The sequence below is a fragment of the Streptomyces sp. NBC_00654 genome (genome assembly GCF_026341775.1).
GTDB lineage: Bacteria > Actinomycetota > Actinomycetes > Streptomycetales > Streptomycetaceae > Streptomyces.
In genome coordinates this window covers 4,488,169-4,514,714 of the sequence record NZ_JAPEOB010000001.1, presented here as the reverse complement: position 1 = coordinate 4,514,714, position 26,546 = coordinate 4,488,169, and the positions used below count along the sequence as shown (strand labels likewise).

Annotated in this window: 19 protein-coding genes and 8 pseudogenes; 13 read left to right on the top strand and 14 right to left on the bottom strand. The window is 67.9% G+C overall.

Annotated features, from left to right (window positions below; all coding sequences use genetic code 11):
- The first annotated feature begins 47 nt into the window (after positions 1-47).
- On the top strand, positions 48-761 hold the full coding sequence (locus tag OHA98_RS19235; protein ID WP_266927391.1) for a hypothetical protein: 714 nt from the start codon (positions 48-50) through the stop codon (positions 759-761).
- A gap of 138 nt (positions 762-899) precedes the next feature.
- Positions 900-1,781, top strand: coding sequence for a hypothetical protein (locus OHA98_RS19230; protein ID WP_266927390.1), 882 nt, complete (start codon positions 900-902; stop codon positions 1,779-1,781).
- A gap of 282 nt (positions 1,782-2,063) precedes the next feature.
- On the opposite strand, the gene OHA98_RS19225 is transcribed toward OHA98_RS19230, so the two are convergent.
- The 5 genes from OHA98_RS19225 to OHA98_RS19205 form a co-directional block, all read right to left on the bottom strand.
- Positions 2,064-3,179, bottom strand: a complete 1,116-nt coding sequence (locus tag OHA98_RS19225; RefSeq protein WP_266927388.1) for a hypothetical protein — start codon at positions 3,177-3,179, stop codon at positions 2,064-2,066.
- The gene (locus OHA98_RS19220; protein WP_266927386.1) at positions 3,176-4,414 is read right to left on the bottom strand and encodes an MFS transporter; all 1,239 of its coding nucleotides are present in this window, start codon (positions 4,412-4,414) and stop codon (positions 3,176-3,178) included. Before OHA98_RS19220 ends, OHA98_RS19225 begins: the two co-directional genes overlap by 4 nt.
- Before the next feature lie 7 nt (positions 4,415-4,421).
- Entirely contained in the window at positions 4,422-5,147 is a 726-nt protein-coding gene (locus OHA98_RS19215; RefSeq protein ID WP_266927384.1) for a FadR/GntR family transcriptional regulator, read from the bottom strand.
- Between the two features lie 895 nt (positions 5,148-6,042).
- Positions 6,043-6,174, bottom strand: a complete 132-nt coding sequence (locus tag OHA98_RS19210; protein WP_266927382.1) for a hypothetical protein — start codon at positions 6,172-6,174, stop codon at positions 6,043-6,045.
- 117 nt (positions 6,175-6,291) lie between these two features.
- A complete protein-coding gene (locus OHA98_RS19205) occupies positions 6,292-7,641 on the bottom strand; it encodes an MFS transporter (RefSeq protein ID WP_266927380.1) in 1,350 nt (449 codons plus the stop codon).
- A 175-nt stretch (positions 7,642-7,816) separates the two neighbouring features.
- On the opposite strand from OHA98_RS19205, the gene OHA98_RS19200 reads away from it, so the two are divergent.
- Both OHA98_RS19200 and OHA98_RS19195 read left to right on the top strand, forming a co-directional pair.
- A complete protein-coding gene (locus OHA98_RS19200; RefSeq protein WP_266927378.1) occupies positions 7,817-8,785 on the top strand; it encodes a sugar-binding transcriptional regulator in 969 nt (322 codons plus the stop codon).
- A 67-nt stretch (positions 8,786-8,852) separates the two neighbouring features.
- Positions 8,853-9,488: a class II aldolase/adducin family protein gene (locus OHA98_RS19195; protein WP_266927376.1), complete on the top strand. Its 636-nt coding sequence runs from the start codon at positions 8,853-8,855 to the stop codon at positions 9,486-9,488.
- A gap of 80 nt (positions 9,489-9,568) precedes the next feature.
- On the opposite strand, the gene OHA98_RS19190 is transcribed toward OHA98_RS19195, so the two are convergent.
- Positions 9,569-10,576, bottom strand: a complete 1,008-nt coding sequence (locus OHA98_RS19190) for an NAD(P)-dependent oxidoreductase (RefSeq protein WP_266927374.1) — start codon at positions 10,574-10,576, stop codon at positions 9,569-9,571.
- Entirely contained in the window at positions 10,573-12,207 is a 1,635-nt protein-coding gene (locus OHA98_RS19185) for an FGGY-family carbohydrate kinase (RefSeq protein WP_266927372.1), read from the bottom strand. Before OHA98_RS19185 ends, OHA98_RS19190 begins: the two co-directional genes overlap by 4 nt.
- Before the next feature lie 278 nt (positions 12,208-12,485).
- On the opposite strand from OHA98_RS19185, the pseudogene OHA98_RS42930 reads away from it, so the two are divergent.
- Together OHA98_RS42930 and OHA98_RS19175 are read left to right on the top strand one after the other, a co-directional pair.
- Positions 12,486-12,944 (top strand): annotated as a pseudogene (locus OHA98_RS42930) (Tn3 family transposase); the annotation flags it as partial.
- Positions 12,945-13,775: 831 nt separating this feature from the next.
- A pseudogene (locus OHA98_RS19175) lies at positions 13,776-14,147 on the top strand (transposase family protein); the annotation flags it as partial.
- Here OHA98_RS19175 and OHA98_RS42700 read toward each other — a convergent pair.
- Positions 14,144-14,227, bottom strand: a pseudogene (locus OHA98_RS42700) (DDE transposase family protein); the annotation flags it as partial. The pseudogenes OHA98_RS19175 and OHA98_RS42700 overlap by 4 nt on opposite strands.
- Between OHA98_RS42700 and OHA98_RS19170 the strand changes: the two are divergent.
- A pseudogene (locus OHA98_RS19170) lies at positions 14,224-14,489 on the top strand (Tn3 family transposase); the annotation flags it as partial. The pseudogenes OHA98_RS42700 and OHA98_RS19170 overlap by 4 nt on opposite strands.
- A 1,003-nt stretch (positions 14,490-15,492) precedes the next feature.
- Complete coding sequence (locus tag OHA98_RS19165) at positions 15,493-17,265, top strand: gamma-glutamyltransferase (RefSeq protein WP_266927366.1); 1,773 nt, start codon at positions 15,493-15,495, stop codon at positions 17,263-17,265.
- Between the two features lie 168 nt (positions 17,266-17,433).
- On the opposite strand, the gene OHA98_RS19160 is transcribed toward OHA98_RS19165, so the two are convergent.
- Positions 17,434-21,207 (bottom strand): hypothetical protein, encoded by a 3,774-nt coding sequence (locus OHA98_RS19160; protein WP_266927364.1) that lies wholly within the window; start codon positions 21,205-21,207, stop codon positions 17,434-17,436.
- A gap of 288 nt (positions 21,208-21,495) precedes the next feature.
- On the opposite strand from OHA98_RS19160, the gene OHA98_RS19155 reads away from it, so the two are divergent.
- The 3 genes and pseudogenes from OHA98_RS19155 to OHA98_RS19145 all read left to right on the top strand — a co-directional run.
- Positions 21,496-21,819 carry a hypothetical protein gene (locus OHA98_RS19155; protein ID WP_266927362.1) on the top strand — a complete coding sequence of 108 codons (324 nt, stop codon included), beginning with the start codon at positions 21,496-21,498 and terminating at the stop codon, positions 21,817-21,819.
- 125 nt (positions 21,820-21,944) lie between these two features.
- Positions 21,945-22,361 carry a hypothetical protein gene (locus tag OHA98_RS19150; RefSeq protein WP_266927360.1) on the top strand — a complete coding sequence of 139 codons (417 nt, stop codon included), beginning with the start codon at positions 21,945-21,947 and terminating at the stop codon, positions 22,359-22,361.
- 371 nt (positions 22,362-22,732) lie between these two features.
- A pseudogene (locus OHA98_RS19145) lies at positions 22,733-22,921 on the top strand (transposase); the annotation flags it as partial.
- A 254-nt stretch (positions 22,922-23,175) separates the two neighbouring features.
- Here the strand turns inward: OHA98_RS19145 and OHA98_RS19140 are convergent.
- Positions 23,176-23,583 carry a DUF6193 family natural product biosynthesis protein gene (locus OHA98_RS19140; RefSeq protein ID WP_266927358.1) on the bottom strand — a complete coding sequence of 136 codons (408 nt, stop codon included), beginning with the start codon at positions 23,581-23,583 and terminating at the stop codon, positions 23,176-23,178.
- 9 nt (positions 23,584-23,592) lie between these two features.
- Here OHA98_RS19140 and OHA98_RS19135 point away from each other — a divergent pair.
- Positions 23,593-24,510, top strand: a pseudogene (locus OHA98_RS19135) (IS5 family transposase).
- Between the two features lie 111 nt (positions 24,511-24,621).
- Here OHA98_RS19135 and OHA98_RS19130 read toward each other — a convergent pair.
- Positions 24,622-25,026 (bottom strand): annotated as a pseudogene (locus tag OHA98_RS19130) (type II toxin-antitoxin system PemK/MazF family toxin).
- Between the two features lie 155 nt (positions 25,027-25,181).
- On the opposite strand from OHA98_RS19130, the pseudogene OHA98_RS19125 reads away from it, so the two are divergent.
- Positions 25,182-25,402, top strand: a pseudogene (locus tag OHA98_RS19125) (IS701 family transposase); the annotation flags it as partial.
- A 33-nt stretch (positions 25,403-25,435) separates the two neighbouring features.
- Here the strand turns inward: OHA98_RS19125 and OHA98_RS19120 are convergent.
- Genes OHA98_RS19120 through OHA98_RS42690 form a run of 3 tightly spaced genes read right to left on the bottom strand, consistent with a single transcriptional unit; the run spans position 25,436 to position 26,545 of the window.
- Entirely contained in the window at positions 25,436-25,966 is a 531-nt protein-coding gene (locus OHA98_RS19120) for a transposase (protein WP_266927354.1), read from the bottom strand.
- A complete protein-coding gene (locus tag OHA98_RS42695; RefSeq protein WP_323179587.1) occupies positions 25,963-26,190 on the bottom strand; it encodes a winged helix-turn-helix domain-containing protein in 228 nt (75 codons plus the stop codon). Before OHA98_RS42695 ends, OHA98_RS19120 begins: the two co-directional genes overlap by 4 nt.
- Positions 26,117-26,545, bottom strand: coding sequence for a helix-turn-helix domain-containing protein (locus OHA98_RS42690; RefSeq protein ID WP_323179585.1), 429 nt, complete (start codon positions 26,543-26,545; stop codon positions 26,117-26,119). Before OHA98_RS42690 ends, OHA98_RS42695 begins: the two co-directional genes overlap by 74 nt.
- Position 26,546: the final 1 nt, after the last annotated feature.

Here is a 26,546-nt window from a genome sequence, read left to right as displayed (position 1 = left end):
TGCCGTGCACAGACTCTCCACACCGGCGTAAGAATCGGGGATATGCGATGAGCGTGATCCAGATCTTCCCCTCGGACGAGCCGCTGACGCTGGCGCCCGGCCAGACCGGCCCGCTGGTCGATTTCGAGGTACCGATCGAACCCGTGCCGATGTTCCTTCGGGTCATCGCGCTGTGGACCGACAATACGCCGCTGAACGGTGCCGCCCCGACCTTCGGGATCAAGCTGGGCCAAGGCCTCATCACCACGGTTGACGCGGACGGCACGGAGGTCGGCATTCCCGGCCCGAAGGGGGGAGGGACGGCGAGCTGTCAGCCCCTGCACGATGACATCTATCTCCTGACGGTCGTCAACCACACGGAGTCGAGAACCAGCTGGCAACTGCGCATCAAGAACAAGGCCGACCGTACGTTGCGTTTCACCTGGGTCAACTCGAACATCAAGGACGACACGTTCCAGCCCTGGATGGCACTGGAGGACCAGCTGTCGATCACCGGCGCAAGCCCGGTCGGCTTCGTCGTCGTGCGGAACCAGGGGACCGGAACTCTCACGATCGACGACAGTCCGGGAACACCGGTCGGCGGGCAGGACTCCCCCGTCGTCCTCGTCCACCGTCCTGCGGAGATCGCCCCGCATGGCGTCGATCACCTGGCGTTCAGTTGTGGGGAGATCCTCAGCCGCAGGAACCTCGAGCACACGTTCAGAACCAACGACGAAAAGTCCGCCCACACCACCCTGCAGATCGTGGCCGACCCGTCCTGAGAGGCGAACAAAATGCTTGACATCAATGTTCTGAACTGCGTCTGCATTCACAGCTCCCGATGAACCGTTCGCGAACGGGCGGGCGGGCGCCTCAGGTGACAGGTCATTCGGTTTCATGCGGCAAAGGAGAAATGGATCATGGTATTCGAACTGTTCCGAACCTCCCGTCTGGCCGAAAACGAGATGAGCTCTCCGATCGAGTTCGTCGTGCTGCTGGGTGCCGAGCAGACGTTCCTCCGGACGATCGCACATCTGGAAGCCAACGTCGTGCACGGCGGGGCACCGCCGACGTTCTTGATCAAGGCAGGCCTGGGCGGTCCCACGGCGGTGGAGGAGGGTGCCGACCCGGTCGACATCACGGGAAGTGGAGGAACGACCGTGGCAACCGCCGATTGCCACCGTATCGCTGAGGACATCGACACCTACCTGGTGACCGTCAACCACAGCGCCTCCTCCGGCCCCTGGCAGCTTCAGATCAAGAACAACGAGCCCGAAGCGCTGGACTTCGTCGGCTTCATCTCGCACACGGAGGACGAAACCCTTCAATCCTGGGCGAACTTCTCGCAACCTCAACTGGAAGGACAGGAAACAGAAACCACACATGGAATCGGAGTCCACAACGTGGGCACCGCACCGTTGATCATCGAAGATGCAGTCGGCTCACACTTGGGCGGCAGCGGGTCTCCCTGCATCATAACGGCCCGTCCCGATCCGATCGCCCCTCATGAAGCGCGCTCAATTGCTGTCAAGTGCAAGCCTCTCGAGGGACAACGCAGAGAGCGGTCGGAAGATTTTGTGCACACCTTCAGCACGAACGATCCGCATCTCGCGCATTCTCGGATCGGTTTCACGGTTGCGTGGCCGACCTTCCCCACCATGTGTCTCCCCGACGAAGGGTGTTCTGTCGGGTGCAAGGAATTCGTTCCCCGGATGCCGCCCGACGAGTTCCAATGCGAAACCTGCTTTGATGATGCAGGTTTTCACGGACTCCCCAGCAACCCTGATCGCACTCCACGCTGAGCCGGCGTCACACAACCGTGCGCAAGAAGTTCCGCGAGTAGGAGGAGGAACGCGAGATCCCGCGGAATGCGGCGAAGTATTTCGCCGGGGAGACGCGCTGGTGAACCGCTTCCAGTGTGTCACCGACCTCCGGCGCCGCCATGCCGTGAAGCGGCTGTGCAGCATAGAACACCCTCCAGCACACACCAACTACGCCGGCACCAGCCGCCTAAACCGTGTTCAGGATTCGGGGTCAAGGTCAAACCACCAGCCCCTACGACAGGACGAACTCAAGGTCAGTAGTTAATACCGTACATATCTGGCAGGTAGTACCATTCGAGGATTGGAATCAAGGAGCACATCGGCGGGGCCGAACCGTGCGGCCAGTTCGCGGATTTCGGGATCTTCGAGAAGGCGGAGGCGACCGTCTTCAATAAAGGGCGTGCCGTCAATGGTGATGGTCGGCTTGTCGAACTGGCAGTCGCAGTGGGCGTGTCCTGGCCCGCTACGGTCAGGCTTCCCCTCCTTGGTCAGGGCGTCCAGGCCAAGGTAGAACGCACCGGCGTGCTTCTCCCGTTCGAACTGGGTGCCACCGCTTGAGCGCACTTTCGGGTTGAGTCCGATCAGGGCGTGCCGCAGATAGTAGCCCCTTGGTGAATACTGGCGTAGCTCGGTGGCGGCAGTCGCGCCCTCGATCGCTGTTACCACGTTGTTGGTGAGTTCGATCGTGGTGGGCTCGGCCGGTGTGCCGGTGACCGTGGACTCCTCGATAACCAGCAGCCCGTCGGTGCGGTTGGGGTAGAAGTTGACGCCGCCGTAAGGGAAGGGCCGCCACATTCCAGCGATGAGAGGAGCGTGATGGCCACTGGTTGCGAGGTCACGGAAGGTCACATCGGTGCCTGCAGCGGTGGTTACCCGGATCTCGCCGGCTGCGGCGATTTGTGCGGTCGCCTTGGATTCCAAGGCGAAATACAGCTCCAGCGGGAAGCGGGCACCGGTGGCCAGAGCCGATGCGGTCGCGGTCTGGTGCAGTGAGAGAAACCGGGCCTTGCGCTTGGCGATCTCGTCGAAGAACAAGCGGTCGCTGTGCACCTCACCCCACCATGTGCAGGAGAGCACGACATCAGCCTCGGCGTGGATGGCCGACAGCATTGGTGATGGCCGCTCGGAGTCCCAGCCACCCGCGCTGAATGGGGGAACGGCCAGAACGTGCACCTCGGCGTTGCGACAGGCGGCTGCTGCCGCCAGTGCCTGCACCACCACAGGGTCCACCGAGTTCTCCGTCAAGATCAGCACCTGTTCGCCGGCGGCAACGGCGGTGTACTCCATGACGTTATAGGCGCCGGGCATGAGTTCGGTGATGGACAGCGGTGCTGCCATGGGAGTGTCCAAGTAACTGAAGCAGGTCGTTCCGTTCATGCGGATTGTTTCCTTTCCGGTGCCAGCTGAGCGCTCGTTGATTGCGGAAGGCGGACGGCGCGACCAGCTCCGAGGCCGAAGAGGCCCTGAACGAGGGTCAGCGCGACAAGAAGGCCGAGCGGGACAGTCCACCCACCGGCGAGGTCGTGGACTGAGCCGAACAGCAGGGGCCCAACGGCGGCCAGGAGATAGCCGACGCTTTGGGCCATGCCGGACAGCGCGGCGGCCTGGGACGCGTCGGCCGCACGCTGGCCTTGGAACGTCAGCGCCAACACCAGGCAGGCGCCGCCGCCAAGGCCGATCAGCACACTCCAGGCGGTCGCCATCTCGGGGGCCAGGAGCAGCCCCAGGTATCCGGTGGCGCACATCAATGAACCGCTGACGGCCAGCAGCCGTTGGTCAGTGAGTTGACGGGCGAGGATCGGCACAGTACTGCTGGAGGCCAGACCGGTCACCTGGAGCAGGAACAGCTGCCAGCCGGCGGCGCCTTCGGAGGCGCCGTGGTCGTGCACGATGCTGGGCAACCACGCGATCGTGGTGTAAAAACCGAGGGACTGCAGTCCCATGAACGCACTGACCTGCCAGGCCAGTGGGTAACGCCACAGAGTATGCCCCTGCTCCGCTCCGGGGGCGGTGGAAGTTACGGGCCGACGGCGGGCCAGTTGCGGTGCCCAGGCCAGGACCCCGAGCAGCGCCAGCACCGCCCAGCAGCCCAACGCGGTATGCCATCCTCCGGGAAGATGGTCAGCCAGGGGCACGGACACCCCGGAGGACACCGCGGCTATCAACCCCATGACAGTGACGTAAAGCCCGGTGACTGCGGCGATCCGCCGTTCGGGAACAGTGCTTTTGACCAGCGAGGGCAGCAGCACGTTGCCGTAGGCGATCGCCGCTGCCATGATCACGGTGCCGGCGAACAAGGTCACCACGCCTGGCAGCGAGCGCAGCACAATACCGGCCGTCAGTACCAGCAAAGCGATCCACAAGACGCGCTCGGTTCCGTGGCGCTGCGCGCTCCTGCCCACCAGCGGTGACGTGGCCGCGAAAGCCAGTAGTGGCAAAGCGTTGAGCAGTCCTGCCGCAGTGCTGGACAAGCCGGTGTCGTGTTCGATCATCGGCAGCACCGAACCGACACCTGTCAGCGGCGCCCGCAGATTCGCCGCGATAAGCAAGATCCCGACCAGGAGCAACCCCACGCGAGGCGCTCCGCCCTGGTGACCGTCGGATTCGTCCACGGAAGCGTCAGCGTCCTTCGGCACAGTCACGCTCATGCACCCCCTCTTGCCCCGGCGCAGCGCGACGGCTGATCCGCACGAGCGTGGAGGCTGCGGAGCGGGCAGCCACCGCATCTCCCGCTGCAATGGCCTCTACGAGGGTGGTGTGCCAGTGGTCGTGTTCGGCGGCGATATCACTGCCCCAGGTCAGCCCGGCGACCGCTGCGGCCAGCGCGCTCCCCAAGTGCTTGTAGACCTCGGCAAGCAACCTGTTCCCGCCGGCTTCCACCACCGCCAGGTGGAATGAGCCATCGGCGTCAGCCAACGCGGTCATCTCACCGGCACAGTTGGTCTCCTGCGCCTTGTGCAGCAGCTCCCGCAATCGCTGCACGTCTGCGCTCGTCCGACGCTGCGCGGCCAGCCCCGCAGCATGCTCCTCCAATACCGCGCGCAGTTCGAAGACATCGGACAGGTGTGCCGTTGCCGCCCTGCGCACCAGCACTGCCTCCAACTCGCTGGCGACCCGGACGTAGGTGCCGTCCCCGGCACGGGCTTCCAGCAGGCCCAGATGCACCAAAGAGCGCAAGGCCTCTCGCACGGTGTTGCGACTGATTCCGAGAGTCGCGACCAACTCGTGTTCGGGAGGTATCCGACTACCGACCGGCCAGCGGCCGGAGGCGATCTGCTCCCGTAGTTGATCAGCGGCCTGGGCGGACAGGGTCGCGCCACGGCGCGGCTCCCTCAACCCCTCCATTCAAACCTCCAAATGTTGGACAGCTGTAGGTAAACACGAAACACCTCCCAAGTGGCATGGTGACCTGTATCACATCGCGCGCACCCACCCACCGGGCGGCTCCACGAGGTCGGCGAGGATGCCGAGTTGGTCGCCGTCAGTGCGGACCAGGTGTCGAACTCTTTGGAATCGAGCCGGACTCGTCCGGCTCGTCGGCCTCGGAGAACCACACCCTGCCGAAAGGCTCCTCGCTCTCACGGGTACACGTGCTGAAGCCGTCGTCCCAACGGTCCTGCTCCTGCCGGGTGTGACCGTCGCGGCTGCCCGGAGCCGGGGGCGGGGTCGCGGCAGCCGATCAGTGAGCAGCCGGCTGGTCGGCCGCCGGTCCGACCAGTGGCGTGGCCGACCTCTTCACGTGCGTGCCAGGAGCGACTCGACCATCCGGTCTCCTTGCAGGCAAGAGGGTCAGCTGGCCGTAGTGCTGGTCAAGGCCCTGTCAGAGGCTCTGACGGTCAGGGGCAGTCAGGGAAGACACCTCAAGGGCGACCTTCGCCCAGGCCCCGTCGAGCGGATCCAGGAGAAAATCCGTCTTGCCGTCCTCGGCCCGGTCGTCAAAGTCGAAGCGGCGGGTCCCCGGGACCTCGCACCCGCTTCCGGCCAGGGCCGGGGGCACGTGCGCCGACGGGAGGTCCGCCCGCCGCACCGAGCGGCGGCTGGGGGCGTGTTGGGCCTGGCGTCGCGGCGCTTACCCAGTACGAGGAGTGGGAAGGGTGGCTCGTCGTGCCCCGGTCCTGGCGCGAGGAGCTGCCGGACGGTACGCCGGCCCGGCTGGAGGTGTGGCTCCCCAGGCCGGCGGTACGCGCTCGGCATCGATCCAGCACGGGCCGGAGCGCCCGTCGCAGGGGCTTCGATTCCATCAACCCACGCGGGTGACGCTGACCTCTCTGGGATGCCGGTCATGGAGCATCTCGATCACGCCCCGCTCGTCGGGCAGAAGGCCGTGCTCCTCCCCGGTCCGTTCCGCGTCCGCTTCGCTCGCGGCTATCACACAGTGGCCACACCATGTCATCCATCGCCGACGCCCGCCGACCGTCGCGGCGGTCTGCGGGCGTCGGCGGGCATCGGCGGGCATCGGCGGGCATCGGCGGCCTGGTCTGCGTCCCGCTCACTCCCCCGACCGTGCGACGACCGCCGCCCCGGTCGGCTCCTTGGCCGGCGACGGAGAGAGCAGCCCGTCCGCCACCGCGTCGTCCGCGGCGGGCTTCGGCTCCTTGAGGGTGAAGGTGAGCACCAGACCCACCAGATAGACGGAGGCGATCACCCAGACGGTGCCCTCGATGCCGATCGGGCCGACCAGTCCGGCCACGGCCGAGCCGACGAACTGGCTGAGGCCGGCGCCCAGGTTGAGGATGGCGACCGCGCTGGCGATATGGCGGGGCGCGAGGAGCGGCATGATCGCGGAGAGTGGTACGAACGCCCCGAGGGCCAGCCCGTAGACGACGGCGACGGCGAGCGTGATGCCGAAGCTGGGGCCGACCGCCTCGGGCACGTAGTAAAGCGCGAGCACGGTCACGAAACAGCCAAGCCCGCCGGCCCAGGCGACGGTGTTGACGCCGCCGATCCAGTCCGCGACGTAGCCGGAGAGGAGGTTGGCCACGACATTGGCCAGCAGCATCGTGCCCCAGATGGTCTGCCACTGCGCCGTGGAGAAGCCGACCTCGTTGACCATATGGGTCGTCAGGAAGACCACGAAGGCGTAGAAGGACAGGGTGTTGATCATTCGGACCACGCCTCCGACGCCCACGCGGGGGTGCGTCTTGACGACGGTGAGCGCCTTGACCATCTGGGACATGGAGTCCTTCATCGATGCCGGAGGCCCCTTGGTGACCCGGGCCCGGACAAGGAAGAGCACCAGCGCGCCGCCGGCGGCGACGAAGGCGAGGGAGAGCCAGAGGGTGGCCATCTCACCGACGACGGGGATGACCGCGCCCGCGAAGTAGGAGCTGATGACGCCGAGTCCGGCGGTGGAGGCGAACCAGTACCAGCTGACGGCGCGGCTGAGTTTCTCGCTCGGGGTCTCCATGGCGATCCAGACCAGGAAGCCATAGGCGAAGAAGGGGTAGCCCAGACCCCGGATGCCGAACGTCAGCAGCATCAGCGGGTAGTTCCCGGCGGCCACGCCGACAGTCAGGAAGAGGACCTCGAAGACCCCCCAGATCCCCAGGCCCAGGAGCATCACCCGACGGGGGCCCCAGGCTTCGGCGAGCGCGCCGGAGAGCCAGGCCGCGACGGCGACCACGAAGCCGTAGACGCTCCACAGCAGGGCGACCTCGCTGCCGGAGAGCCCGCGTGACTCCAGATAGGGCGAGAGGAATCCGACTTCGATGCCGTCGCCGACCATGAAGAGCATGACGGCGAGGTAGCCGAAGGCGAGCGGGCGGACGATCCCCTGCCGTTCGAGCAGTCCGGGGCGGGGCACGGCGGCGTCGGCCGCGGTATGAGACGAGGTGGGCATGTGTCCTCCGACGTACGCAACAACGCGTGAACATTTGATCAAAACTCGAACCAAAGTGCATGTAATATGAGTGGCGCCTCTGCGGGTGTCAACCCTTGGCCGGGGTGCGCGTTCTCCGGTCCGCCAGGCCTTGACCGGCGGAGAGCGGCGAGGACAGGATCCGAACGGAGGATCAATGGAGAGAACACATGGTCAGAAGCAACCACCGCTGGGCAGGATCGCGCGGCTGTACTACGAGCATGGTCTGACCCACCAGGAGATCGCCGATCTCTGTGGGCTGTCCCGGATCAAGGTCACCCGGCTGCTGGCGGAGGCCCGCATGGTCGGGATTGTCGAGATCACGGTGCACAGCGACGACCATCTGTTCGTGGGCCTGGAATCTGCCCTCGGACACACCTATCCGCTCCTCCAGGCGTGGGTGGGCCCCGCGTTCGAGGACGAGGGCCGCGCGCTCCACTCCCTGGGGGCGGTGGCCGCCGACTGCGTCACCGCATTCCTGACGGAGGGCACCACCGTCGCCGTGGGCCTGTCGGGGTCGGTCGCCGCGATCCCCAGGCATCTGCGGGAGGCGGCCGGGCTGAATCTGAGCATCGTCCCGCTCACCGGGAGCAAGGGCGGCGTCTCCCGCGCGGCCAGCCCCCATGAGCTGGCCCTCTCCTTCGCCGCCGCCGTGGACGGGCGGGCCTACCACCTGCCCGCTCCGCTGCTCGCGCGCAACGCGCAGACCGCAAGGGTGTGGCGGGAGGACCCGGCGGTCCAGGAGACGCTGGAGCGGGCCGTATCGGCGGATGTGCTGGTCGCCGGCGTCGGCGGCACCGCGGCCGACGCCGGACTGCTCGTTCAGGGCCTGAACGCCGCGGAACTCGCGGGCATCCGGGAGCGTGGTGCGGTCGGCGACATCTCCGGGCGCTTTTTCGACGCGGACGGCGCCGCCGTGCCGGGCGAGGTGGACGAGCGGCTCATCGGCCTGAGTCTGGAGCAGTTGCGGGCGATCCCCGTCCGCATCGGCGTGGCGCGCGGGGCCGACAAGCGGCGGGCCCTGGCGGTCGCGCTGCACCACGGCCTGATCAATGTGCTGGTGACCGATGTCAACACCGCCGAGGCGCTGCTGGCCGACGCCGCCCCCGAGGAGGCTCCTTCATGAGCCGCCGCCGGGAGTTCCGCGGCGACACACCCAGGGGCATCCGAGCGACGCTACGAAAGGACACGATATGAAGCCCGTACAAACGCGCGAGGAGCTGTGTGAGCAACTGGCCGAGGTCGGCCGGCTCGCCGTGGAGCGCGGACTGGTGCTCGCCAGCGGCGGGAATCTGTCGGCGCGGCTGCCCGGATCCGACGAGTACGTGGTCTCCGGCGCGGGTACGTGGCTGGACCGTCTGGAGGTCGCGGACTTCACCGTGATGAACCTCGCCGGGGAACGGACCGGTGGCGCGGAGCGGCCGTCCAGTGAGTGGAAGCTGCACCAGCGGACGTACCAGGTGCGGCCGGATGTGAACTGCGTGGTCCATCTGCACCCGCAGCACGCGGTGCTCCTCGACGCCGTCGGCGAGCCGATACGGCTGATCACCCTCGACCACGCCTACTACGTCCGCTCCATCGGCACGGTGCCGTACTACCCCAACGGGTCGGACGAACTCGCCGACGCCTCGGCCGAGCAGGCACTGACGCACGACTGCGTCGTCCTGTCCCACCACGGCAGTTCCTCGCTGGGTGCGGATGTGGGCATGGCGTTCCGCCGCGCCATGAACCTGGAGGAGGCAGCCGTGGCGACCTATCGCGCGCTGACGCTGGGCAACGCGACCGCCGCTTTCCCGTCCTCGGCCCTGGCCACGCTGCACCACGCGTGACCTCTGCTTGCTTCCTCACCTCCGCACAGACTGTGGGCGGGCCCCGTCGGGGCCCGCCCACAGTCTGTGCGGAGGTGTGTTCAGGAGGCCAGTTCCCTCGCGTTGGCCACTGCGGCGGGCTCCGCGCCTGTCGCCCAGGCCCGCAGCGCCCGTTCCGCGATGCGGGAGTGCTCGGTGACCACATCGTCGGACGCACCGCCGATATGCGGGGTGAGGGTGACATTGTCGAGCCGGAACAGCTCGTGGTCGGCGGGCGGCGGCTCGGTCCAGAATACGTCGAGGCCCGCCCCCGCGATCCGCTTCTCCCGCAGGGCCGACAGCAGCGCCGTCTCGTCCACGACGGCGGCCCGCCCCGCGTTGACGACATAGGCGTCGGGACGCATCAGGGCGATCTCGGGTGCTCCGATCAGCCCCACCGTCGCGTCGTTGAGGGGCACATGAACGGTGATGACGTCGGAGCGGCGCATGAGTTCGTCCAGGGCGACGATCTCGGCGTCGGCGCCCAGCGCGCCCGGCTCCAGATAGGGGTCGTAGACCAGGACGTCCATGCCGAACGCCAGTGCCCGGCGCAGCACCCGGCGGCCGATCGCGCCGCCGCCGACGATGCCCAGGGTCCGGCCGCCCAGACCGATCCCGCGGAACCGGGCGTACGGCTCGAAGATGTCGTCCGCCGTCCAGTCACCCGCGCGCATCCACCGCTCGGCGGCGCTGGTGTGACGGACGGTGGAGAGGATCAGGGTGAAGGCCAGATCGGCGGTGATCTCCGCGTTGCGCGCCGGAGTGGTGGCCACCGGTATGCCCCGGCGGGTGCATGCGGCGAGATCGACGTTGACTGGGCTGGCCCGGCAGGTGACCACGAACTTCAGCGCCGGAGCGGCGTCCAGGGCCGCCTGGTCGACCCGGTCGACCTCGCAGACCACCGCGTCGGCCTCCGCGAGCCAGTCGGCGAGCTGGGGCCGGGCGAGGGAGTCACCCGCCATGGACGGCTCCACGGTCTCGATGTCGAAGAGATCGGCCAGCTGCGCGGCGGCGGCGGGGTCGAATGGTGCGGTAATGAGCAGCCGCGGTCGCGGCGACGCACTGGTCACAGGGTTTCCCATCCATCGGCGTCATACGCCGACTCAGCCTTGTCAGAGGTGTCAGAGGTGTCAGAGGTGTCAGAGAGGTCAGAGGTGCTGGAGGTGTTTGTGGCAGGGGATATTGACGGCGGGGCCTCGGCCTCGGTCCGCAGTTCCCGCAGCGCGGGCCAGACGGGTCGCAGTGCGTCCCGGGCGGCGGCGAACGCCCGCGCCTGCCGGCCGTACGGTTCCTGCAGGGAGGGGTCGGGGTGGAAGGCGTCCGTGGGGCGGGCCAGCGCCGTGAGCGCCGCGTCGAGGTCCTCGGCCACCCCGCCGGTCACCATGGCGAGGGCGGCCACGCCCCTGGCGCCGAGCTCCGGCGCGGTGGAGCGCACCACCGGCTCGCCGGTGACGTCGGCGAGCACCTGACAGAGCAGATCCGAGGAAGCCGAGCCGCCCGCGATTCGCAGCACCCGCCCGGGGACGGGCGTGCCGAGGCACTCGCGCAGGGTGAAGGCGATGCCCTCATAGACGGCGCGCAGCAGTTGCCCGGCCGTGGTGCGGACGCTCATCCCCACCCAGGACGCGGAGGCCGCGCTGTCGATGAAGGGGGCACGTTCCCCGCTGGGCGAGCCGTAGGGGAGATAGACGACACCGCCCGCGCCGGGGCCCGCGGCGCGCGCGACCTGCTCCACCTCGGGCCAGTCGCTGCCCTCCAGCCCGGTCACCCGGCGCACCCAGTCGAGGTTGGGCGCGCCCGTCATGGGGGCGAGGCAGGCGAGGGCCTGTCCGTCCAGGCCGGTCGCCAGGGTGATCTGGCCCTGGGCGCGGCGGTCCCGGCTGTCGCGGTGCACGGTGGCGGTGAACGCGGTGGTGCCCACGATGAGGTAGGCGTCGCCCGGCCGGACCGCCCCTAGGCCGACCCCGCCCGCGGCGGCGTCGACCAGACCGGCGGAGACCGGAACGCCGACCGGCAGACCGGTGGCGGCGGCGGCCTCGGCGGTGATGCGGCCCGCCGGGGACGCGGGGGGCAGTACCGGGGCGAGAAGCCTGCGGAAGCGCTGGTGCCCCAGCCCTTCGATCAGGGCATCGGAGTATTCCCCGGCGGCCACGTCGAGATAGGTGCGGGATGCCTCGGAGGCGTCGGTGGCGACCTCGCCCGTGAGCCGGAAGCGGATCCAGTCCTTGCAGTTGAGGTGGTGGGCGGCCTGTGCGAGCCGCTCGGGGTAGTCCGCCTCCAATTGTTCCAGGAGCACCGGCAGCGCTCCGGGGAACAGGGACGAGCCGGTGACCTCGTGGACCAGCGCGCCCCGGCCGTCGGCCTCCCAGCGCGCGCTCCGGTCGGCGGCGGCGCCGTCCATCCAGATCCGCGCGGGGCCGCAGGGGCGGCCGTCGGCGTCCACGAGCCACGCGCCGTCACCCTGTCCGGTGACCCCGACGGCGGCGATCTCGACGCTGTCGCCCGCCTGCCGGACCGCCGAGCGGACGGTGTCGCGGACGGCGGACCACACCTCGTCCATGTCCTGTTCGACCCGGTCGCCGTGGTGTGTCACCCCCAGCGGCGCGCGCGCCCAGCCGAGTTGCCCGCCGTCCCGGGCGAGGACGACGGCCTTGACCGCGGTGGTGCCCGCGTCGATACCGATCACTGCCTGACGAGCCACCGAGGAACCTCCCGCAACCACGCTATGAACATTTGTTCATCGAACGATCTAAAGTGCAGCAAACTTAGGCGGGCGGACTGCCGCAGTCAACCGCCCTCGCCCGGGCGAACCCGGCCGGCCACATCAGCAGGTCCGGACGGCGGCGCCGAGGCCCAGGCATGCCAAGGGAGCGGACGCTCAAGGAAGTCGCGACCGACCTGAACGTCGCCGCGAGACGCTGCGGACGTGGGTGCGCGATGCCGACGGTCGTCCAGGACGATCGTCACCGATACCGCCTCTACTCCGACATCGTGTTCGAACTCCTGGCCCTGGCCGGGGTCACGTACACACCCCTGCTCGCGGCCCTGCCGGACCAGAAGATGTGGCGCATCGACCGCGCTGCCGGGTACGGCGCCTTTCAGGACGTGGCCTGCGGCCGGGTCGACCTGGGGCGGATCGAGCGGAACCGGGAGGACATCGTGCGGATCATCGGCTCCATCCACACCGGGGCCGTCCTCGCCTACGACGTGACCCGGATGCTGTCGCGCGAGGGCCGCCCAACCCCGCTGGGCAATGCGATCGCGCACTACGGGCGGATCGCCAAGGCCCTGCACATCCTTCGCTTGGCCGACGAGCCCGGATGCTGCCGCCAGATCAAGGGGCAGGCCAACCTCCAGGAATGCCGTCACGCACTCGCCCGGAAGTTCTTCCGCGGCCGGTTCTGGCAGCTCTACCAGCGTTACCAGGACGGCAGGGAGAGCCTGTTGACCGAACTTCCGGGGCGTGAGCCGACGAGCCCCCGGAGATCGACGCACGGTGACGGAACCAAGCGTCGGGCCGGTCAGCTTGCCTCGGAAGCCGTGCCACACCGCCTCCTGATGTGCTGTCATCACGAGTTGTTGGGGACCACCACGGCTTGTGGAGGATCAGGTGCAAGAGGGCACGCAGTTACGGGACGTCACGGCAGTCACGGTCCCGAGGGTCGGCCGGGTTGAGGAGACCGGCGATCCGTCGCTGCCGTACAGACTGCTCGACCATGACGGGATCGCCGTGGCGGCAGTCACCGAGTTCCTGCTCGACATGCTCGCCGACGATGACAGCCCGGCTTCGCTGCGCTCCTACGCGTACGAGCTGCTTGCCTGGTTCCGGTTCCTTCTCTGCGCCAAGTCGATGGCGTGCCCATCTGACCTCGAACGGTTCGTGGGAGATAGCCGGTCAACGGTTCCCCTTCGTCCAGGCGCAATGGGCCAAGGACCATCTTCTCGGCATCCCAGACCTGCGCTGTCCGGGTTCCTGCCCCGCCGAACCAGTCGGCCTCGTTGTAGGCCACGGGTCCTGCCTCCGAGCAAGCGCTCAATGCCTGCTGGCGCCTTCCAGAACCCGTTGAGTTCGGATGCCCCGGCGACCGTGACCGCATCGAACAGAGCGTCGGTCACCTGCAAGAGCCAGAAGTGTTGGCCGAGAGGACGACGCTTGCCCGCGTGGCGGAGCCGGCCAACTCGCGGAGCACGGATTCGGTGGCGATGACCGCTTGCAGGCGATACATCCCCTCATTCTCGCCTGCCCCTGATCGCAGCACGATGCCGGGTATGCCGAGGTCGACCGGCGCGGCCCTGGCGAGTTGGCGGCTGCTCACTGATATCTCCCGTCAGCATCTGGGCTGTCTGGTCGAGGAGTTGGCCGGCCCGTGGCAGGCCGCTGTCGAGGGGCGCCGTCCTGAAGCACGCGGTGGGGCCAGGAAACGCGAGGCAGGGGCAGGTGCCCGGCATCGGCTGGTGTTCGTCGACCGGTTGGTCGCCACGCTGATCCACCTGCGGCACGATCTCCCGCACTCTGTCCTCGCCCTGCTGTTCGGTGTCGACCGCGCCACAACCACCCAAGCCATCGAAGAGGTACGCAGGATCCCGGCCGAGCGGGGATGCGCGGTCCGCGACCGTTCTGACCTGCGGCTTCAAAATCTGCGGACCTGGACCTCGGTGGCATCCAGCCGCATCTCGATGCCCTCGGCCCGGGCGTAGGCGAACACGTCTGCCAGGGACCGGGTTCCTGGACGCGTTCGTGCACCTGGGCGACGGCAGGACCCGCATGAAGGACCTGACGACCTCCATGGTCGCGCTGCTGGTCTCCGAGGCGTGCAACATCGGCATGACGCCGGTCATCAACCCAGGCTACGAGGCACTGGCCCAATCCCGCCTGGTCCACGTCGACCAGTACTACCTGCGCAGCAAAACACCATCACCGCGGCGAACGCCGCACTGATCGGGGCCCAGGCCCGGGTGCCGATCGTGCAGTTCTGGGCGGAGCAGGCGTTCGCGCGTCCCGGCAAGCATGCCTCTTCACCGGCAGAGCCGGGCGGGGTCCCTCCCTCCCCCTGCCCGGAGTCGCGTCGGGCAGGGGGAGGGGCCTTCCCCGGAGGGGCTTTTCCCGGGGAGGGAGAGAGGCCCCCTCGCGCGACCGCGCAGCCGTGTCCCCGGAACCCACGTCCGGAGGGTGGTGATGACGCTCCCGTCGGGATTGCGGGGCTATCCCCCGCCCGTCGCATGGGTCAAGCGTTCGCGAATCCGCCTGGCGCTCCGTCAGAGCAGCCTCTGAGCAGGCCGGAACGAATTTTCGCGAGAACTGGATTCAGAAAGCTTCCGAGGCGGACTGTGGGCCCCGCGCTCCTCCGGAGCGCGCCTACTCCAGGAGTCCGCATGTCCTCGTCCAACGCGCTGGATCTGCTCATTCCCGCCGTCGCCGTAGTGCGGATCGTCGTGTACCTCGGGCTCAAGCTCCGTTCCCTGGCCGCGAGTTACGACCTGTAGCGGCGTCCACCGGTCGGCCCCAGGTGTGGGGACAACCGTATCCGCCGACCGAGGGAGTTCAGCTCCGCGGCCTTCGGGGGCAGTCGAGGCCACGACTCGCAGCCGAACGACAAGCGGAGTGATTACGCGATCGGTGGGGCGCGAGAAGGCATTCCAGGCGACCCGCCGCGCTGTTCCGGGAAAAGTGGGCAGCGAAAGCCGATGGCGCAGTGCGAGCTGCTTCCCGGACCGCATACATCTGTCGCCTGATTCGGGCGGAACATTCGACATCTGCTGATTGATGTCGCCGACGGGCCCCGCACAGTATGTACAGGTAGTTCTCCCGCCCCCACACCGTGCCTGTGGCGCAGACGGCCCGACACAGCGTGCCCTTCTCCATCTCACGCACGAGGTATCTGCCGGGAGAGCAGGTCGCAGTCGGACGGGTTGCACGGGATCGCCGACAGCCTTTCCCAGCAGCATTCAAAGGGCTACACATTGTTGTGGCAGAAAGGACGTGCCCGTGGACCGTCGACCCGTCAACAGGAGAGAGCGTCCGCACCAGGGCGAGGGGTCGTTCCCTGACCTCACTTCGGCGAGCTGGGGCCCAGGCGAACGCGAACGGTTCGTCTCCTCGCAGCAGACGGCTCGCACCAGCGCCGCCACGGCGTCGGGAAAGCACGGCGCCGTGACCGTCGCCCATGGTTCCTACGCCGCGCGCGCAGGGCTCGAGGCGATGAAGCAGGGCGGCAACGCCGTCGACGCGGCCCTGACGACGGCGCTCACCCAGGTGGCCCTCACTGCGGGGGCCCCGATCAGCTACTTCGGCATCATGTCGCTCGTCTACTTCGAGGCGAAGACCGGCCAGGTACACACCATGAACGCGGAATGGAACACGGTCGCCGGTGAATCGGACCCCCTTTCCATCCCTGGAGCCATCGACTTCTCCTCGAGCGAGTCCATGCTCGGCGTGGGTCCGCCGAGCGGCCGCACGGCGCTGGTCGGCGGATTCATGAAGGGCGTCGATGCCGCCCACTCCCGGTTCGGGAAGCTGCCTTTCGCCAGTCTCTTTCACCCGGCCGTCGAGGTCGCCGAGACAGGCATGCCGGTGAACGAGGACCTCGCGTGGATGTACGCGCTGCGCAGGGACGATCTGGCCCGTCTTCCGGAGACCCGGGAAACGCTCCTGAAGCCCGACGGGTCCGCCTACCGGCGGGGTGACATCCTGTGTCAGCCCCGGCTGGCACAGACACTGCGGCTGATCTCCGAGTTCGGCAGCGACTACATGTACAAGGGGCCCTGGGGGGAGAAGCTGATCGCCGCCCTCCAGGCAGAGGGCGGCACGATGACGCTCAAGGACCTCGCCGACTACGAGGTGGTCTGGGCCGACGCGCTCGTGGCCGAGGTCGGCAACGGCCTCTCCCTCGCGACCGCGCCCTGGCCCAACGCGGGCGGCGTCGCCCTGATCGAGGCACAGCATCTCGCCGACGTCGCCGGACTCGTCCGGGGCCCGCACTACACAGAGTCGTCGGAAGCCCTACGCAAAGCCCTTGAGATCACGCAGGTAATGATGCTGGGGCATTTCTCCCCGGATGAAGCCGGGAGGCTCTTTCCCGGTCTTGATCTCTCCCCCGAGGCCCGGGTCACGCGGGCGCACGCGGAGAAGCTGTGGGCACTCGTCAAGGACGGCTCTCCGCTTTCCCGGTGGAAGCGCAACGCACCGATGCACTCCGACGACGTTGTCGCGGCGGACGCCGAGGGCAACATCGTTGCCATCACCCACTCGATCAACTGTGCCCTGTGGGGCAGGACAGCCATCAACATCGACGGCATCTCGATCGGCGACCCCGCCTCCTTCCAGCAGGCGCAGGTCGCGGCGACTCCCCCCGGCGGGCGTCTGTCGGCACCCACCGAGACGGGCATCGTCCTGCGGGACGGCAGGGCCGTCCTGGGCTTCGCTTCCATGGGTGCGGGGTTGCACCAGCGCACGTTCCAAGGATTGTTGAACTACCTGCGCTTCGGAATGACCGTCGAGGAAGCGATCAACACCCCGGACTTCTTCATTCCGGCGATCGATCCCACGACCTTCGAGATCACCGCCGTCTTCCCCGCCGGGAAGTTCGACCACAAGGTCCTCGAAGGCATGGGCATCACCTGGAAGGAGGCAGAGGAGGGGGACGAGCACGCCTTCCTCGGAGGAGAGGGCTACTGGGTCGCAGTGGAACGCTCCACGGAGACAGGCACGATCAGCGCAGCCTCCCACAACCGTCACAACAGCGACGCCGTGGCGTTCTGAGCCATCGCGGCGCCCGGACCTTCCGAACCTCGAACTCCATCGCATCCCCTGAGCTGGGGTGTTGCGACGACCACTAGAACGGAAGCTGCGGCGGGCAGGGCCTTTCCGTGGGCCTGGTGGATGGCGGCTCAGGCGACGAGAGCAGGGCAATGCCAATTTGGTAGCTACTCAACCCGTCCCGCACGTCGGTCGGTAGGGCCGTTCCGGAATGAACTGCCGCCATTCCTCCTGGGTCAAGTCCCGGGCCAGCGTCCCGCACAGGCGGGCCGCGGTACGGGCGGGGTCGGTGTCCCAGAGGCGGGCGGTGTGGTCGTCGCCTGCGGTGGCGAGAGAGCGGCCGTCGGGGCTGAAGGCCACCGCGCGGACCTGCCCAGTGTGCCCGGTCAGCGTAGCGAGGCGGGTGCGGTCGGTGAGGTTCCACAACATGACGGACGTGTCCGCGTTGGCCGTGGCGAGGGTACGGCCGTCGAGGCTGAAGGCGAGGGAGAACGCAGCTCCCGCTCTGCTTGCGAGGGTGGCGCGTCTGGTGTGCCGGGTGGGGTTCCAGAGCATGATGGTCTGGTCGATGCCTGCGGAGGCGAGGGTTCTGCCGTCGGGGCTGAAGGCCACCGCGCGGACCTGCCCAGCGTGCCCGGTGAGCATGGCCTCACGGACCCACCCGGCCGTGTCCCACAAGGTGACGCGTCCGTCGTAGTTGGCGGTGGCGAGCATGCGCCCGTCGGGGCTGAAGGCCACCGCGTTGACGCCGCTGCCCACCATCCCGGTGTCGGCGGTGAACCGCGCCAGGCGGGTGTGTCGTACGGCGTCCCAGATGATGACCGTCTTGTCAGCGCTCGCCGTGGCGATCGTACGGCCGTCGGGGCTGAAGGCCACGTCCGTCACCCGCTCGGTGTGACCGGTGAGCCGCACCGGTCGGCCGCCGCCCGTGAGGTCGAAAAGGGTGAGCACCTGGTCCTCCGGACCGGGGGGTCGGACGGGTCCGCCGGTGGCGTCCCGGGAAACGCCTGCAGCAGTGGCCAGTACCCGGCCGTCGGGGCTGAAGGCGGCGGCCCGGATCGGGCCCGTCCCCACGGCGAGCACGGTAGAGCGGGTGCGTCGGGCCAAGTCCCACATCGCAGTCGCGCGGTCGCTGCCGACGGTGGCCAGGGTGCGGCCGTCGGGACTGAAGACGGCATCGTTCACTCTGTCCGCATGACCGTTGAGCGGGCCCTGGGTGGGGTCCCACAGAGAGATCGTGCCGCTCTCCCCTGCCGCGGCCAGCTGATGGCCACGCGGGTGGAAGGCGAGGCTGTAGACGTTGGTACCGTGCCCGGTAAGTGTGGCCCGTAGGGTGTGCCGTGCGGTGTCCCACAACTTGATCATGTGGTCCTGGCCGCTGCTGGCAAGGGTGTGGCCGTCGGGACTGAAGGCGACGGTCCTGACCTCCGCGCCATGGCCGGACAGAACGGCCACACCGGTTCTGCGAGCGATGTTCCACAGCCGCGCGGTATGGTCCTGGCCCGCCGTGGCGAGCAGTCTTCCGTCAGGGCTGAAGGCCACGGAGTCGACGGAACCGGTATGTCCGGTCAGGCGGGCGAGCGGGCGGCCGTCCGACGTGCTCCACAGCCGTGCCGTGCGGTCCGCGCCGGAGGTGGCAAGCATACTGCCGTCCGGGCTGAACCCCACAGACCACACCCGGCCGGTGTGCCCGGTCAGAGCCAGCAGCCGTCGCCCGCTTCCGATGTCCCAGAGCAGCGTCGTGCCGTTGTCACCGGCGGCCGCCAAGGTACGGCCGTCGGGACTGAAGGCGACGGTCTTGACCGAAGCCCGGTAGCCGGTAAGCGTCGCCGTCGGGGTGCGGCGTGCCACGTCCCACAGCACGACCTTCCCGTCGTCCCCGCCGGTGGCCATCCGGCGTCCGTCCGGGCTGAAGGCCACTGCCCGCAGCCACGTGGCATGAGCGGTCAGCGTCGCCAGGCGGGTGCGGCGCAAAGGATCCAACAGCACGACCTTCCCATCCCGGCCGGCACTGGCCAGTGTCCCGTCGGAGCTGTATGCCACCTCTGAGACGGCATCGGTGTGACCGGTCAGCTCGGCCTGGTAGAAGCGGCGTACGGACATGCTCAGCAGGGCGCCTCGCGCCTCCGGGGTCTTTGCGGTGCGATACGCCTCCACGCTCAGCAGCATCGCGGTGCCGGGCCGGGAGTCTGCCAGGTTCAGGGACTGGGCCGCCAGTTGGCGGGAGAGCGCGGCCGCCTGGGCTTGTAGGGCGTGGTGCCGCTGGTTCACCGCCACCGCGCCGACGGCCATTGCCACAGTCAGCAACAGGGCCAAGCTTGCCACGAGGTAGCGCAGATGACGGGTGCGGCGGGCGGCCACGGCCCGCTCCCGGTCTTCCGCAGCGACGCTCTCGTCGAAGAAGTCCCTTTCCAACAGGGTCAGTTCCTCGCGATGCCGGTTCCGCGCGGCCCACTCCCGGATCACCGCCAGCCTGGTCCCCCGGTACAGCGTGCCGGGGTCCCGCTCGTGGTGGTCCCAGACCGTGGCCGCATCTGTCAGCCGCCGGTGGGTGAGGATCCCCTCGCGGTCCTCCTCGATCCACGCTCGCAGCCGCGGCCATGCGGTGATCAGCGCCTCGTGAGCGAGTTCGATGGTCTCCTCGTCGATGGTGACCAGACGGGAACGCGCGAGGTGTTCGAGGATGAGCGAGACGGCCGCTGTCCGGTCCGCCTCCGGCTCGGCTCCTCCTCCACCGACAGCCTCCAACTCGGCCCGGGAAACGGGGCGCCGAGTGTCCTGGGCCCCTTCTCCCGGCATGATCAGCCGCAGCAGCACCTGGCGCGCCAGCACGAGTTCCTCTGCCGAGAGCCGGTCACATGCGTCTTCCGCCGTCATCGCGATCGCGCCGTGGACACCGCCTGCGGCCTCGTACGCCTCCACCGACAGGGTTCGGCCGCGACGCCTGCGCCACGTCTCCAGCATCGCGTGCGACAGCAGCGGCAGCCCTGCGGGCTCGCCCTGCAGTTCCTCCACCAGCCGGGTGGTCAGGGCTCGCTCAACGATCAGTCTGTGAATTTGGGCCGGACCGACGACGGCCCGACGCAGTTCGGCGGAGGTCATCGGACCGACCAGCAGGGTGGTCTCGCGCAACGCGTCGGCGAGCGGACGGTGTTCGGCGCAACGGCCGTAGAAGTCCGCGCGCACTGCGATGACGACGCGTATCCGGCTCCCTGGGCGCCGGACCGCCGCGATCAGGCCGTCCAGGAACTCAGTGCGTTCGTCCTGGTGCCGGCAGAGCGCGAAGACCTCCTCGAACTGGTCGATGACGACTACCACGTCGCCTCCGCTCTGGTCTTCGTCTTCACCATGGCGGGGTGCCAGCGCGGCGAGCATACGGGCAGGATGCAGGCCGGGGGTACGGATCTGGATGCCGGCAGGCCGCTCGTACGGTGCCGCGGTCGACCCGGCAGTCCCATCGTGATCGGTCTGCCGCAACCGAGGTATCAGCCCCGCACGCAGCAGTGAGGACTTACCGCTGCCGGAAGCCCCGACGAGCGCGGCCAAACGGTGCGTGCGTACCAAGTGCACGATGTCGTCGATCAGCTGGTCCCGTCCGAAGAACCGTTCCTGATCCTCCGGCTCGAACCGGGCAAGTCCGAGGTAAGGCGAAGGAGTGCCGTCGTCAACCGGTTGGAGATCCTCGTCCGCCGCCTCGCGCCAGCGCCGCTGCCACCTGTCGGGGCTTCCCCCACATGCGGCGGCATAGGCCAGCGCCACTTCCAGGGTCGGCAGTCTCTCCCCGGCCGCCGCGCGGGACAGCACGCTGACCGAGTAGCCGGCCTGCCGGGTCATCTCTCTATAGGTCGGACCGCCTGCGTCGGCGCGCAGCTGGCGCAGTTCGTGCGCGAACCGCTGCACCGGGCCGGCATGCGGGTCCAGCGGCCTCTCCCGACGTCCCGCCATCGGTTCCTCTTCCAGGAGTGCCGCCAAAGGACATCAAAGCCCACATCACCCAGAAATTACCCACGTACTACCACCTCGACCCCCGGCAGATTCGGCCACACACCGTGGACTTCCCTTGAGCATCCGCCGGACCGGCCATTGTTTCGTGCGCCTGCCCCCCGTGCGCAACAATCGCCCGCCCTTGAAGACTCGATACATCCCCGGCGTCACGTTCTCCGGACCAGGCCGGGGACAAGGCCGAACATCACCACTCCCACATGTTCGCCCTCAGGGAAAGGAAGGACTGACATGCACAAGAAGATCGTGGCACTGGCACTCGCGGGGGGTGCTGTCATGGCGTTCGCGCTACCGGTGAGCAGCGCTCAGGCAACGCCGCAATCGCCGCCTCAGGCCCAGGTGCTGGCGAGTGAAAGCACCCCTGCCTCGGCTGATGCCCTCCAGGCGGCTGGGTGGAGCTTCTACCGCGCCTACTGGGCCAAGAGCTCGTGCCTGTCGGAGGGCAAGGCAGGCACGAGCAAGCACTGGTGGAAGGACTACAACTGCAAGTACCAGCGGGGCAACGACGGCAATAAGAAGTGGTTCCTCTACGTCTTTGACCGGGTAGCGGGCTAAGTTCCCGTCTTCGGCTTTCGTCCGGGGAGCGCCGGACGAAAGCCGAAGGCCTCACAGCGCCCACGACAACAGAGCTCCTCAATCGTCCGGCCTTCATCCAAAGCATGACTCACGGAGGTACATCCATGTCACGGGAACGTCGAGGGTTGTGGACACTGCCCATCGTCGCGGGTGGCGTCATCGCCACCTCATTGCTCACCGCCACGCCGGCTCTGGCCGACGGGCAGGCCTGCTTTCCGAGGGCCTGCAGTTCCTCGCCTGCAGCGGGCGCACGCTGGGAGGACCACGGAGACATGTTCTACGTCCACGACTACAAGGCCGATGGCAAGGGCACGATCGGGATCATTGAGTACCACGTACCCGGCGAAGGCTGGTACGGCGTTGGGAACCGGGTGTTCTACAACACGAAAGGATCCGACGGGCCTCCGGCACGGTTCAACCTTGAAGTCCGAGAAGGGGTCGACATTCGCTACATGACCTGCCTTGGCAAGGTGGCCTCCGGCTACTGCTCGGACTGGAAGTACGAGTCGAACAACGGCTGATGAGTTCCCTCCAAAGGAAGTGCCGTAGCCGGTGGTCATACGGGAGTCCTTCGCTTCCTTGTCTGGGGCGATTCTCGGTTTGGTGTCCGGTCTTGGGTGCTGCAGGCCGGCTGATTCGGTTTGTTTCAGAAACCGATCTCAACCGATGATGGAACATGCGAGTCGAACGCGTTTCCCGCCGGGGTGATCTTCCGGCGGTAGGCGTATGAAGGCAGGGCCTCTTGGTAGCTCGGAGGTGCGAACCGAGCAACTTCCAGGAGGCCCTGCTGTCGCAGTTCTACGCGCTCGCGCCCGCATCGCTCGACCCGGCCGCCCGATCGCGTGATTGTCTCGCACGCGCGTACGGGAACGCGGCTGACCATCCGGACCGGGTGTGTCGGTACCCGTCGGACATGGCGGACGCCGAGTGGGCGGCTGTGCGCCCGTTGTTGCCGGTGCCGGCCTGGCTGGAATGGAACGGCGGACAGCCCGACGGCTACTGCCACCGCTCGATGCCGGACGCGATCCGGTACCTGGTCGCCGACGGGATCTCCTGGCGCGCGCGGCCCGCGGACTTCCCGTCTGGGGCCGGTTCCGGCGGGGATCATCGACGCGCAGTCGGTAAGGGCCGCCGCGTCCGTGCCTGCCGGAACGCCGGCACATCGATGCTTTCGTCTTCCGGGTCGACGAGTCGGAGACGAACACCTCCAGATCGGCCGCCTTCGCCGAGGTCTGCCGTCGGCACGGCATCCGCCGCAGCATGGGCCGCCTAGGGCCCGTCTTCAAAGCTGTTCAGGGCCCCGATTCCTGCTTCCTCCAAGCCGGTGAACCCGCACTATGTGCTGTCGCGTGCCTTCTCGCAAGCGACCAGTTCTCCCGCATTGCCGATGAAGGCAGGGCCGCAACGTGGCGGCAGGCGATCGATGACCATCGCTACTGCGGCCTGTGCGCTGTCCGTCTCTGAGATCCGAGGGCTGCTCCGATGCGGTCCTTCGACGTAGTACCGGCCGTCTCTCAGCGTGCCGATGTACGGGATGTCCCAGGTGTAGTCCATCTCCGTGCACCTGCTGAAGTGCAGCTCCCACATACCGGTCCACGGGGAGAGCTGGCGAAGCAGTGGTTCGGCATGCGCTACCCGCACGAGCTTTGCAAATGGTTCCAGAAGCGGTGACTCGTTCGGCCCGAACGGTTCGCCGTAAGCGGTCAGGATGTCGTGCCAGGCTGCATCGACGGTGTTGGTCATACCGCGATTGTGCGGGGCCCTTTCGGCCTTGTCACCAAAGATCATCCACCAGAGGATCACGGTCGGAGGCAGAGACATGAACTCACCGATCAAGAATGGGATTTACTCGCTCCGCTCATACCCTCGGCCTCGACTGGCCGGCCCAGGGTGGACGACCGGCGGATCATCAACGGGATGGTGTACAAGATCCGCACGAGCCTGCCGTGGCGTGACCTGCCCGACCGCTACGGGCCGTGGCAAACGGTCTACACCCGCTTCCGCCGCTACGCGTTGAGCGGCGTCTTCACCCAGGCCCTCCAGCAGATCCAGGCCCAACCCGACGCGGCCGGCGACATCGACTGGCCCGTCCAGATCGACTCCACCATCGTGCGAGCTCACCAGTATGCTGCCTCCACCGGCCGAAAAGGGGGATGCGTCGACCGGACGAACCGGACGATGAAGCCCTTGGCCGATCCCGTGGAGGTCTGACGACCAAACTTCACCTCGCCTGCGACGGCCGCGGCAGACCCCTGGCCCTCCTGATCACTCCCGGTCAACGCCATGACGGTATCTGTGCGCAACCGCTGCTGGAACGCATCCGCGTCCCACGTCTCGGTCCCGGCCGCCCACGCTGCCGCCCCACACACGTGATCGCAGACAAGGCATACAGCTCTCGCGGATTCCGCACCTACCTGCGCAAACGCGGGATCGGCCACACCATCCCCGAGAAGGCCGACCAACAGCGGCACCGACGTAACCGCGGCTACCGGGGAGGCAGGCCACCCGCCTTCGACCGCGAGACGTACCGCCGCCGCAACACCCGTGGAGCGGTGCTTCAACCGACTGAAGCACTTCCGCGGCATCGCCACCAGGTACGACAAGACCACCGCCTCCTACGATGCGGCGGTCAGCCTGGCGTCGTTCCTGCTCTGGGCGAGGTCCGTTTGAAGACGGGCCCTAGTACTCCAGCCGTAGATCGTGATCTTGTTGCTGAAGTGCGGTGGAGAGGGGGCAGCGGTCAGTCGTCGACGAGATCGAGCTGGGCAGCACAGGCGTCCGCTACTCGAGTCCTTCGAGACGGCGGGCATCTTTGATCTCGCTGATCCTGGCAGCCGTCATCGGGGTTCACTCCCTCCTCTGTCCAGCGGCACGGAGGGCTTCTCCAACCTCGCTGAGCTTCACGGAGGCCAACACGCCCGCCCGCTCGATCAGGTCGTCCCGGGCCACGGTGGTCAGCCATGTGCACGGAGTAAAGCCTGGACGCGGGAACGCGAACCGCAGCACGCCTTCGAAGGGCAGTCCTTCCGGGGCTCCTACGGCCACTTCAACGCCCAGGCCGCTGATGTCGACGCCCGCTGGCGCAACGACCTGCATCGCCTGAAACCCGGATGGCTCCTCGTCCGAGAGCAGAACGACCGGGCGTCGCTCATCGAAGTCGACCCACCAGACTTCACCGCGTTGCATGTGTCCTCCTGGTACGAGACGGCGGGCGAACGCTGCGTGCTCCGTACGGGACACGGAAGGGATGCGGCCCCGTCTTCTCACGTCGTGACCGAGGGGCGGTGAAGACGGGCGCGGCCACCGTTGATCATCGGTGTGTGAAGACTGAAGATCATGCGGTGGCCGCGAGTCACAGCGTAGACCCTGCCCGCTGGCAGGAGGCGTTCGAGGTCCTGATGTCCCGGATAGCAGGCCGGTTCGCTCGGGTTGACCCCGGCGTCGGATGCGGGACTTGGTGCTGGGGCTGCTGTCGGACCTGCCGCGCACGAACTGCTGGAGCATCGCCGAGTGGGCCGGGCAGGCCAGTCCGCATGGAATGCAGCACCTGCTCGGCCGGGCTGCTGAGGTTGAACTCGGGATGTGGTGCTGCTGATCAGGTGGGTCGGATGGTCAGGCCGGTCTCGGTGAGGCAGCCGTCCATGAGGTGGCTGCGGTACTGAATGTGCCGCAGGCCGCGCCGGGCGGTCTGGACGAGGTGTTCGGGGGTGCTGAAGGCGACGTTGGAGAGCCATCCGCGCCGTAGGAGTGACCGGATGCCTTCGACGGGGTTGAGGTCGGGTGCGTAGGGCGGCAGGCAGTAGATGGTCAGCCGGTCCCGGGATGCGGCGAACTCCCGCAGTCCGGCGGCCTTGTGGACGTCGAGGTTGTCCCGGATGAGCACGATCGTGCCGCCGAGCTGCTGGTGGGCGGCGATGAGCAGGTCGCGGTAGTCACGCCAGGAGAAGCCCCTGCGCCCGTCACGCCGGCCGTCGTCGCGGCGGGGCCGGTGGATCAGCCTTGACCGGTGTCCGGGTCTGCAGCAGGTCGGAGCGGCGATGGATATGCGTCTGCGGGAACGTCCGCGGACCCGGACCACCGGGGTCCGGCCGCGTGGGGCCCATGCCTTTGCGTGCGGCGGCGTCATGGAGAATCCGGCTTCGTCCTCGAAGACGAGCCAGGCTCCACGCGCCGCCGCGAGCCTTCCGCGCGGGGCCGCACCTCCTTGGCCCACCCCGCGACCGCATCGTCGTCCCGCTCCATCGCGCGTCGGGCCGGGACCTGGCAGGACCACCCGTTACGCACCAACAGCTTCCGCACACCCTGGATCGTGCACGTCAGATGAAAGCGCCGGCCGATGACCGTCCCCACACGGGCCGACGTCCAGCGCCGGTCCTGCCGGCCATGCGCGGCACCCCTTGGCCGACTCCGCCTCCAGCTGCGCGAACTGCTGATCGCTCAGCCTCGGCAGCGACGCCGGCCTCTGCGACCGCAAGGAACACGGGCCGCCCTCGGCCCACGAGTGACGCCATCGCTTGACCGAGCGGACACCGACCCGCAGATCCCTGGCAATCGCTGTACTGCCCTCGCCCCGGGCCAACTGCCTGGCCGCCCGGCCGCCCGGAGCCGTAACTCCTCGCGGAACTACTGCCGTTCGGCCGTCAGCCCGCCCCCTTGTGGATACCGCACGACTCCGGTGATACCGCAGCCAACAGGCAGCCGTCACC

Bases quoted from the DNA above. Each gene is read 5' to 3' on its own strand.
- OHA98_RS19235 (WP_266927391.1), top strand. From the start codon at position 48: ATGAGCGTGATCCAGATCTTCCCCTCGGACGAGCCGCTGACGCTGGCG.
- OHA98_RS19230 (WP_266927390.1), top strand. From the start codon at position 900: ATGGTATTCGAACTGTTCCGAACCTCCCGTCTGGCCGAAAACGAGATG.
- OHA98_RS19225 (WP_266927388.1), bottom strand. From the start codon at position 3,179: ATGAACGGAACGACCTGCTTCAGTTACTTGGACACTCCCATGGCAGCA.
- OHA98_RS19215 (WP_266927384.1), bottom strand. From the start codon at position 5,147: ATGGAGGGGTTGAGGGAGCCGCGCCGTGGCGCGACCCTGTCCGCCCAG.
- OHA98_RS19205 (WP_266927380.1), bottom strand. From the start codon at position 7,641: ATGCCCACCTCGTCTCATACCGCGGCCGACGCCGCCGTGCCCCGCCCC.
- OHA98_RS19200 (WP_266927378.1), top strand. From the start codon at position 7,817: ATGGAGAGAACACATGGTCAGAAGCAACCACCGCTGGGCAGGATCGCG.
- OHA98_RS19195 (WP_266927376.1), top strand. From the start codon at position 8,853: ATGAAGCCCGTACAAACGCGCGAGGAGCTGTGTGAGCAACTGGCCGAG.
- OHA98_RS19160 (WP_266927364.1), bottom strand. From the start codon at position 21,207: ATGGCGGGACGTCGGGAGAGGCCGCTGGACCCGCATGCCGGCCCGGTG.
- OHA98_RS19155 (WP_266927362.1), top strand. From the start codon at position 21,496: ATGCACAAGAAGATCGTGGCACTGGCACTCGCGGGGGGTGCTGTCATG.
- OHA98_RS19150 (WP_266927360.1), top strand. From the start codon at position 21,945: ATGTCACGGGAACGTCGAGGGTTGTGGACACTGCCCATCGTCGCGGGT.
- OHA98_RS19140 (WP_266927358.1), bottom strand. From the start codon at position 23,583: ATGACCAACACCGTCGATGCAGCCTGGCACGACATCCTGACCGCTTAC.
- OHA98_RS19120 (WP_266927354.1), bottom strand. From the start codon at position 25,966: ATGACGCCGCCGCACGCAAAGGCATGGGCCCCACGCGGCCGGACCCCG.